10 protein-coding genes are annotated in these 9,241 nt (G+C 64.0%); 6 read left to right on the top strand and 4 right to left on the bottom strand.

Translation table 11 applies throughout. The features are described 5' to 3' along the window. Nucleotides 1-536 precede the first annotated feature (536 nt). On the bottom strand, nt 537-854 hold the full coding sequence (locus QZ564_RS18250) for a PilZ domain-containing protein (RefSeq protein WP_297113181.1): 318 nt from the start codon (nt 852-854) through the stop codon (nt 537-539). 166 nt (nt 855-1,020) lie between these two features. On the opposite strand from QZ564_RS18250, the gene QZ564_RS18245 reads away from it, so the two are divergent. The 5 genes from QZ564_RS18245 (at nt 1,021) to QZ564_RS18225 (ending at nt 5,371) form a co-directional block, all read left to right on the top strand. Beyond that, the gene (locus QZ564_RS18245) at nt 1,021-1,212 is read left to right on the top strand and encodes a hypothetical protein (protein WP_297113179.1); all 192 of its coding nucleotides are present in this window, start codon (nt 1,021-1,023) and stop codon (nt 1,210-1,212) included. Between the two features lie 68 nt (nt 1,213-1,280). Continuing rightward, on the top strand, nt 1,281-1,952 hold the full coding sequence (locus QZ564_RS18240; protein WP_297113177.1) for a response regulator transcription factor: 672 nt from the start codon (nt 1,281-1,283) through the stop codon (nt 1,950-1,952). A 23-nt stretch (nt 1,953-1,975) separates the two neighbouring features. Then, nucleotides 1,976-4,432 carry an extracellular solute-binding protein gene (locus QZ564_RS18235; protein ID WP_297113175.1) on the top strand — a complete coding sequence of 819 codons (2,457 nt, stop codon included), beginning with the start codon at nt 1,976-1,978 and terminating at the stop codon, nt 4,430-4,432. A 172-nt stretch (nt 4,433-4,604) separates the two neighbouring features. Next, entirely contained in the window at nt 4,605-4,778 is a 174-nt protein-coding gene (locus QZ564_RS18230; RefSeq protein WP_297113173.1) for a hypothetical protein, read from the top strand. A 248-nt stretch (nt 4,779-5,026) separates the two neighbouring features. After that, entirely contained in the window at nt 5,027-5,371 is a 345-nt protein-coding gene (locus QZ564_RS18225; protein WP_297113171.1) for a hypothetical protein, read from the top strand. Nucleotides 5,372-5,446: 75 nt separating this feature from the next. Here the strand turns inward: QZ564_RS18225 and QZ564_RS18220 are convergent, their stop codons facing one another. From QZ564_RS18220 to QZ564_RS18210, 3 genes are read right to left on the bottom strand one after another with little or no spacing between them, the layout of a single operon-like run. After that, complete coding sequence (locus QZ564_RS18220) at nt 5,447-6,994, bottom strand: tripartite tricarboxylate transporter permease (protein WP_297113168.1); 1,548 nt, start codon at nt 6,992-6,994, stop codon at nt 5,447-5,449. Then, nucleotides 6,994-7,491 (bottom strand): tripartite tricarboxylate transporter TctB family protein, encoded by a 498-nt coding sequence (locus tag QZ564_RS18215; protein WP_297113166.1) that lies wholly within the window; start codon nt 7,489-7,491, stop codon nt 6,994-6,996. Before QZ564_RS18215 ends, QZ564_RS18220 begins: the two co-directional genes overlap by 1 nt. Further along, a complete protein-coding gene (locus QZ564_RS18210; RefSeq protein WP_297113164.1) occupies nt 7,488-8,432 on the bottom strand; it encodes a tripartite tricarboxylate transporter substrate binding protein in 945 nt (314 codons plus the stop codon). Before QZ564_RS18210 ends, QZ564_RS18215 begins: the two co-directional genes overlap by 4 nt. A 310-nt stretch (nt 8,433-8,742) precedes the next feature. On the opposite strand from QZ564_RS18210, the gene QZ564_RS18205 reads away from it, so the two are divergent. Further along, the coding region (locus tag QZ564_RS18205) for an HPP family protein (protein WP_297113162.1) at nt 8,743-9,241 on the top strand (499 nt) is incomplete at its 3' end.

Below are 9,241 nucleotides of genomic sequence, written 5' to 3'. Positions count from 1 at the left end.
CTGTTACCAACCCCGGGCCCGCGGGAGGGCGGACCCAAGAACTTGCCCCGTGCCCCGGCCCTGCGCCGGTCATCTCGCCGGTGCTTGTTCCGAGGGCTTGCCCGACACCAAAAATCAGCGCCGGACCGAGGATCAGAGTTGTGCGATTCATCGATCGCGTCAACGTCAGAAAATCACAACACCTAGTGCCCCACCCCTCAATTCAAACAAGGGATGGTATGGGTAATATGTGGATTGCGGGGACAAATATCAAGCAAAACAGCACTGTTGGGGCGCCGATTTGATCGGCACATCACACAGCTCAACCGGTCACTGAAACGCGCGAGAATCCGCCGCTAAATCCGCGGAAAATCTCGCTCTTCAAGGGCCCGGCGCAAGCCTTAACCGGCGGTTCACCATAGCGGAAAATCCCGATTCTCGACGACCGGGAATCTGTCAAGCGCAGAATTTTTGGCACCTTTGCGACAGTGCGGAAGATATCCCCCACTATCCACATCTTGTGGCTGGCGCCCCAGACCAACCACTAGGCTCCGGGCTCAGTCCAGGTTGGAATTGTCCGCCGGTTCGTGACGGGCGGACTGGTACTGCACACCGATTTCCTTGAGCGAGCGCCAGACCACGCGGCAGGGCTGCGGCCGATGCCCGGGCACGATCAGGTCGAACCGGTCCGGTATGCCGGTAACCCGCGCCACCTCGAGCTTGGCGCCGCTCTCGGAGACATTGCGCACGATGCAGGGCACAGAGGTGAAGCCCATGGCAATGCTGGCTTGAATGAAGGTGTTTCGCCGTGGCGCGATCCGGCGTTCGAGGAGCAGCGGCGATGCGGCCGAGCCGCGGGACTTGTCGAATGGCATGCGGAGAGCGTGGCCCCGCCCTATTGCCGGCCGATTAACGCGGTCGCGGCAAGTCGATGCATCGCGTGAAATGTGATCGACGCCACCGGCGTAAACCATTTTCCCAGGTGCCGCGCGACAGATAGCCATCGCTCCGTTAAGGTTTCGTCAACCATAGGAGGCTGGCATGCGCGTTCCCAATGCAGGACAGGACCTGATCGAGCGTCGCATCGTGCGCGAAGGCAAGGCACTGGCCGAGGCGATGCTGGCAAACTATGTCGACCCGCCCGACTATTCATTGGCCGGGCTCTTCCGCAGCGCTGCCGAATCGCTGTCGAGCCTCGCCCATCACCTGCGCGGCCTGGCCGTCCGGCCCTGACTTCTAAGACCTTTTAGGCGTTCACCGGAAAGACGAAGTGCACTAGTGTCACCGCGCGAGGGGGACGCATGCGCATCTTGCTGGTCGAAGACAATGAGGATCTGGGCGAGGCCATTGAAAAGCGCCTCCGCTCGGCAGGGCATTCGGTTGAATGGATACGGGACGGCGATGACGTCCTTCCGGCCGCCCAGGCCGAACCATTCGACGCGGTGGCCCTTGATCTCATGCTGCCCCACCGCGATGGCATCAGCCTGATCGCCGAGTTGCGCCGGCACAAGTTCAACGCCCCTATCCTGGTCATCACCGCCCGGTCGGAGATCGACGACAAGGTCAGCCTGCTCGATCTGGGCGCCGATGACTATCTGGTCAAGCCCTTCGATCTCCGGGAGCTGGAGGCCAGATTGCGGGCCCTGCTCCGCCGCACCGGCGGTCAGGCGTCGAGCACTGTCTCCGTCGGCAATCTCGAGCTTGATCTGGCGGGGCTGAATGCCTCGGTCGATGGCAAGACGCTCGAACTGGGCCGTCGTGAATTCCGGCTGCTTGAAATTCTGGTCGCCCACGCCGGAAAAGTCGTTGCCAAGGAACGGCTTATGAACCAGCTCTTCAACTTTGATGAGAACGTCTCCGTCAATGCCCTTGAACTCCATATCTCGCGCCTGCGCAAGAAACTGGAGGCCGCCAATATCGAGATCGGTACCGTGCGTGGCGTGGGTTATGTGGTGCGGGTCAACAATGCCTAGACGAAGACCGGCGGAGGGATAGCGTGCCCGCCAAGCCCTTCTCTATTCGCCGCCGCATGTTCGCGCTGGCCGTGGCGCTGCTGCTCACCGCCTCGGTCATCCTGATCATCTTCATCCGCGACTATGCCGAGCGCGCTTCGGATCGCGCCTTCGACCGGCTTCTTGCCGCCTCAGCGCTGACCATTGCCGGCGCGGTGCAGGTCGAGAACGAGGCCGTCGTGGTCGAAATCCCCTTTGCTGCCTTCGCCATGTTTTCAGGGCAGGATCGGGTGTTCTACGCGGTGGAGGATCCTGACGCGCGCACGGTCACCGGCTATGAGGATCTGGCCGCCCAGATGGGCGAAACCGTCTCGGCGGAGCCGGTCTTTACCGATATGCGCTATCGCGGCGAGACCGTGCGGGTCGCCAGTGTGGGCCGTCTCATTTCCACGCCCAGCGATACGGGCTGGGTGACCATCCATGTGGCGGAAACGCAGAACCAGCGCGAAGCTCTTTCCAATGAAATCCTCTCCAACGCCGTGCTGCCGGTCCTGGCCCTCACCCTGCTGGCCATCGGGCTGGTGTGGTTCGGCATTTCCCGCATGTTCGCACCGCTGACCCAATTGGAGCACGAGTTGCGTGCGCGCGCACCGGATGATCTGTCAGCCATCACGGTGCCGGTGCCCATAGAGGTCGAGCATCTGGTTTCCGCGCTCAACGGCTTCATGGCCCGCCTGCGCAACGCCATGGAGCGCGTCAGCGGCCTTGTTGCCGAGGCCGCGCACGAAGTCCGAACGCCCTTGGCATCGCTGCGCGCGCAAGCGGAAGTCGCCATGGACGAACAGGACCCCGAAGCCCTGCGCCGCCGTGTCGGGCGTATTCACACCGGAGCGGTTCAGGCGAGCCAGCTCGTCAGCCAGCTGCTGATGGAAGCCACCATTTCCCATCGCATGGAAAACAGCGAGACCGAGCCGACGACCCTGGCCTCGGTCGTCGAGGATGTGCGCCAGCGGCTCGACCCCGAACAGGCCGGGCGCTTGCAGATCGACCTTGCCGATGATGCCGCCAATGCCCCGCTCCGCGGCGACCGCGTGGCCCTGCGGGAGATGATGCGCAATGTGGTGGATAATGCACTGGTCTATTCCGAGGCGGCGGTCACCATCTCGGGCGCCATGGACAACGGGGATCTGGTGATCAATGTCAGTGACCGGGGCCCAGGCATTCCGAATGAGGAAAAGCCCCAGGTGCTGGAGCGCTTCAAACGGGGAACGTCCAGCGGTGGCAAGGTAGGCTCGGGCTTGGGTCTCTCTATTGTGGCGCGCGTCGCTCAGGCGCATCAGGGCAGGCTTGCCCTGCTCGACCGCGATGGCGGCGGCCTGACCGTTTCGATCACCCTGCCACTGCGGCGCCGCGGCTCAAGCGGTCGGGCCGCCCTGGGCCTTGTGGCCTCGCTGGTCCTTGCCGGCATGCTGCTGCAACCCGCCCCTGTCGATGCTGCGACGACCACCTACCCGGCTCCTGACGGGTCTCAGCAGGCGATCCTTACCATCCTGGGCACGACCGACACGCCTCTTTTTGCCTATTTCGTCGAAGCCTTCCAGGCGCTGCATCGCGACGTCACCGTGGTCTATGAAGAAACCGATTCCCTGCCCCTGTTCGAAGGCTTCCTGGCCGGCACGCTTGAGCGGGCGCCGGACCTGCTCATCAGCTCGGCCTCGGACCTGCAGCTCAAGCTGGCCAATGACGGACATGCTCTGGCCTATGACAGTCCGTTTCTCGGCGCGTTGCCGGATTGGGCGCATTGGCGCAATGAGGTGTTCGGCTTCACTTTCGAACCCGCCGTCATCATCTACAATCGCGACCTGATCGGTGATCAGGAAGTCCCTAGGACCCACCTGACGCTGGCCGAACTGCTGGAGAACCAGACAGAGCGCTTCCGCGGCAAGATCGCCACCTATGACATTGCCTTGTCAGGCGTCGGCTACCTGCTGGCGGCCCAGGACCAGACCATATCCTCCACCTTCTGGCGACTGGCCAACGCCTTTGGACGCGTCAACGCCCGCTTTTCCGGCTCCAGCCCGGCCATCCTCAATGGCGTGGCCGACGGCACCCTGGCGCTCGGCTACAACGTCCTGGGTTCCTATGCCTTTGCCCGGCAGGCCGAGGGAGCGCCCATCGAAATCGTCGTGCCGGACGACTACGTTCTTGTATTGACGCGCTCCATGCTGATCCCGAGGGATGCGCCCAATGCAGAGCTCGCCAAGGCGTTTGTCGACTTCGCGCTGTCGCCGACGGGGCAATCCATCGCGTCCGGGCAGACCGCCCTTGGCTCGGTGGTGCCTGACGGCACGGGCGACTGGACCAGTGAGGCGATAGCCGCCCGCGGCCGGGGCGTCATCCAGCCCATACCCTTGGGTCCGGGCCTGTTGGTGGCGCTGGACACGCTGCGGCGGCAGCGCTTCCTCGACACATGGCAGGAGATCGTCTCTCCCAAAAACTAGGTCCAGGCGCCGGCCATGACCGGTCAGCAAGACCGGATGCCCGCAGGAGAAGATTTTCGCCCAGCGCATGGCTGGGGTGCCCAATCGCCCTCTACCGGACCGGCCTTGCAAGGTCCATCTAGGGGGCATGGAACGGCCGGAATGATCCAGGCCGGACAGGAAGGATTGGAAAATGAGCACCCCGCGCAAGAACAAGTTCTTTGCGACCCTCGACACTTTTGCCACCGTGTTCGGCAGCGCTGCTGCCGTGTCGGCGGCGGTCGATGCCGGACGGGCGCCCAAGGCCAAGCACCTGAACAACCTGGGCATCGATCCGGTCGCGTTCCGCAACATCGGCAAGATCTAAGCTCCGCTTCCAAGCGTAGTAGCTGAAGACGCCAGGCTCCGGCCCCTCCCCCGCGGGCCCCAGCGTCATTCTGCCGGTATGACAAGCCCGGCTGCCAGTTCCCTCCCTGGCAGCCGGGCTTTTTTACGTTTCCCAACGCCTGAACCGAGACTGAATCCCTGACTCAGTTCCAGTTCAAGCCGACACCGTCATGTAGCCCTCATTCAAACCAGCCGGGCAACCCGAGCCCGCCAAATGAGGAGACTAACATGACCACCAACACCCTTCGCACCATCAGCACGACCCTGACGACGCTGGCCGCCCTGCTTGCGCTCACACCGCTCGCCCCGAGCGTCGCGCTGGCTGGCGATGACGATCTGATCTGTTTCGAATACCAGCTTGAAAACGGCGAGGACGAGCTCGAGTGCGACACGCGCGGCAACTACAAGGCCGAATGCGCCCTGACCGATCCGGACACCACCACCGATTTTTGCCAGAACATCCATTCGGAGTTCGAGGGGCGCGATGAGATGCCTCAGTCGCTTTCGGACACCGGTGGCGGATCGCCTGACCCCGTGCCGACCTTTCGGCCATTGGGCAAGCTGAGCCGCTAAGCCCCCAGCCCCGATCATGCGGGGAATTCGACCCCGCCAGGCGCTGTTCGCAGCACCCGGCGGGGCCGTTCACGCTTAGTCTTCGTCCGTGGCCAACTGCCCCAGCACACTGCCCTGCCCGCGCAACCGCATGATCAGCGGCAGGCCGACGGCGATGATGGCCACGACATAGAGCACAATCGAGATCGGCGAGGAGAACAGGATGGCCAGATCGCCCTGGCTGATGGCCAGCGCCCGGCGCAATTGCTGTTCGGCCATCGGCCCCAGGATCAACCCGACCACCACTGGCGCGATCGGATAGCCGAAGCGACGCAGCAGGTAGCCCAGAACGCCGAAGGCCAGCAGCAGCACCAGTTCAAAGCTTATCCGCACCGGGCCGAAACCCATGGACATCGCCCCATTGGCGCCCAATGTGCCGAGCGTGGCGAAGGTGAGGATACCGGCATAAAGCCAGTGCTTGGGGATGGTCAGCAAGCGCACCCAGAGCCCGATCAGCGGCAGGTTGAGCACCAGCAGCATGAAATTGGCCACCAGCAGGCTGGCGATCAGCGCCCAGACCAGCGGCGCATTATTGGCAAACAGCAAGGGTCCCGGCTGCAGGCCGAATTGCTGGAAGCCGGCCAGCATGATCGCCGCTGTCGCCGTCGTCGGCAGGCCCAGCGTCAGGAGGGGCACCAGTGTACCGGCGGCCGAGGCGTTGTTGGCCGCTTCGGGTCCGGCCACGCCTTCAATGGCGCCATTGCCGAATTCCTCGGGCTTTTTGGAAAAGCTCTTCTCGGCACTATAGCTGAGAAAGCTCGCCACATCCGCCCCGCCAGCCGGCATGGCGCCGATGGGAAAGCCAATGAAGGTCCCGCGCAGCCAGGAGGCCCAGCTGCGTTTCCAGTCCTCGAGGGTCATCCAGACCGAACCTTTAACGGCCGTCACCTCGGCATTGGCCTGGTCGCGGTCAGAAGCGGTCTTGAGCGTCTCGCCAATGGCAAAGAGCGCCACCGCCAGCGTGGTCACCTCGATACCATCGAGCAAATCCATGACACCAAAGGCGAGGCGCGTCTGGCCGGTCTGCAGGTCGATACCGATCAGGCCCAGGCCCAGGCCGATGAACAGCGCGGTCAGCCCGCGCAGCGCGCTATCGCCGAAGGCCGCCGAGACGGTGACGAAGGCCAGCACCATCAGGGCGAAATAGTCCCAGGGCCCGAAGGACAGGGCGAACTTGACGACAAAGGGGGCGATGAAGGCCAGACCAAGCGTGGCCAGAAGACCCGCCACGAAGGAGCCGATGGCCGCCGTGGCCAGCGCCGGGCCGCCCCGGCCCTTGCGGGCCATCTTGTTGCCCTCGAGCGCAGTGACGATCGAGGCGCTTTCCCCCGGCGTGTTGAGCAGGATCGAGGTGGTCGAGCCGCCATACATGCCGCCATAATAGATGCCGGCGAACATGATCAGCGAGCCAGCCGGATCGAGCCGGTAGGTCACTGGCAGCAGCAGCGCCACTGTCAGCGCCGGTCCGATGCCCGGAAGCACGCCGACGGCCGTGCCGAGCGTAACGCCGATCAGCGCATAGATCAGGTTGTGGACCTGCAAGGCCGCGAGCAGCCCCTGGGCGAGGAGATCGAAGGTTTCCATCAGAAGCTCCCCGTGGTCAGCAGGTTTTCAATCAGGCCAGCGGGCAGCGACAACTGCAGTCCCTTGGCAAAAATGAACCAGACCACAAACGCAAAGACCGAGCCGATCAGGATGGTTTGCCACAGCGGACCACGGCCGAAGGCCCTGGCGGTGAAGGCAAAGAGCACGCCGGTTGCAATCGAGAAACCGGCCGTGGACAGCAGAAGGATCTGCCCGATCAGGCCACCCACGATCCAGAAGATTGCATGGTAGTCATCCTTGCTGCGCTCGGGGAAGCTGCCGCGCATGGCCGAAACCACGGTGCCAATGGCGAGGAGGACAAGGCCGGTGGCGATCACATAGGGAAAGACCGTGGGGCCGACCCGCTGCTGCAAAGGCGGCAGGCGCATCTGGCTGGTTTGCCAGAAGATGATGACGGCAAGGCCGGCGAGGATGGCTGCGATAACAAGCGCCGCCCCATCGGGGCGGCGCTCGGGCTTGGAGGAGCCTATTGTCATTGGACGAGGCCGATATCTTTCAGGATGGCCTCGGTGGCCGACTTGTCGGCTTCGAGCTGGGTGGCGAAGGCATCGCCATCGAGATAGGTGTCAACCCAGCCGCGGGTTTCGAGTGCGGCCTGCCAGGTGCCGGATTCGGCCATGGCCTTGACGTCGGCGGTGATGGCAGCCTTCTGCTCGTCGGTGATGCCCGGAGCGGCAGCAACCATGCGCCAGTTCTGCACGGCCACGTCGACACCCTCTTCCATCAGGGTCGGGGCATCAAAGCCCGGTACGCGGCTATCAGTCGAGACGGCCAGAAGGCGCAGTTCACCGGCCTCGATCTGCGAGGCGAACTCGCTGACGCCGGAGAGACCCACCGTCACCTGGCCGCCCAGAATGGCCGCAAGGGCTTCGCCACCGCCGGAATAGGCAATGTAGTTGACCTGGGTGGGATCGACACCGACGGCCTTGGCGATCAGGCCCGCGGTGATGTGATCAACGCCACCGGCCGAACCACCGGCCCAGGCGACAGCGCCGGGATCGGCTTCGAGCTTGGCAACGAGATCTGCAACCGACTGGATATCGGAAGCGGCCGGCACCACGAGCGCCACGGCTTCACCGGTGAGGCGGGCGATGGGGGTCACATCGTTCAGGGTCACCGGGGACATGTTGGTGAGAATGGCGCCCACCATCACATAGCCACCCACGATCAGCGCGTTGGCATTGCCGTTTTCCTGGATGGCGAACTGGGCAAGGCCGATGGTACCGCCGGCGCCAGGAACATTGGTCACCTGCACATTGCCCGAGATGCCTTCGGCCTGCAGGGCCTCCTGCATGGTACGGGCCGTCTGGTCCCAGCCGCCGCCGGGGCTGGCCGGGGCCATGATGGTGTAGTCGGCAGCGAATGCGGGTGTGGAAAGGGCGCCGGTCACCAGCGCCGCGAGAAGCAGCTTGTTCATAGTTCCTCCCTAGAACAAATGCGAACGTCGTTGCGTTCGTAACGGGAGCTTAGGCGCACTCCCTGTCACCGTCCTGTCAGGGAGGCTACGCCTTTGGGATAGGTAACGGCAAGACGGTGTTGGGCTGCTTCCGAGGCAGCCATGCAGGAACGACCCAGGCAACCGGACGGCGTCTGCCAGTGCTGGAGAATGCGGGGGGGGGGGCACAGCATCCAACCGCCCGTGAGCGAAGCATTATTTTGCGCAATTGGCGGAAAGAACGCATCGTGGCGCTTTGTACCGTTGGGGGCGCGATGCTAGTGGAACGGCGATGAACTTTCTCGCCCGCCTCCTGCCCAATATGGTTCCGGTCAGTCCGGTCGAGCGCCTGCGCGCCGCCGTCGGCGCCTTTGTCGGCATCCTCTCGACGGCCGGGGTGACAGCGCTGGCGCTCGGCCAGGGCCAGGAACTGCCGCTGCTGATGGCGCCAATCGGCGCGTCGGCGGTGTTGCTATTTGCAGTTCCGGCCAGCCCACTGGCGCAACCCTGGTCGATCCTGGCCGGCAATTGCGTAGCAGCATTGGTGGGGGTGAGTTGCGCCCTCGCGCTGGGCCCGACGCCATTGGCAGCGGCCCTTGCCGTGTCGATCAGCATCGGGCTCATGCTGACGTTCAAATGCCTGCATCCACCAAGCGGCGCAGTCGCGCTGACGGCTGTCATTGGCGGCCCTGCCATAGCCGAGCTTGGCTACGCCTTCGTGGTTTGGCCGGTGGGCATCAATTCGGTCCTGCTGCTGGCCGCCGCCGTGGCGTTCAACCGCCTGACAGGCA

Source organism: uncultured Devosia sp. (genome assembly GCF_913055165.1).
Lineage (GTDB): Bacteria > Pseudomonadota > Alphaproteobacteria > Rhizobiales > Devosiaceae > Devosia.
The sequence above is the reverse complement of the archived record's forward strand: the minus strand, read 5'-3'. Positions and strand labels throughout refer to the sequence as shown.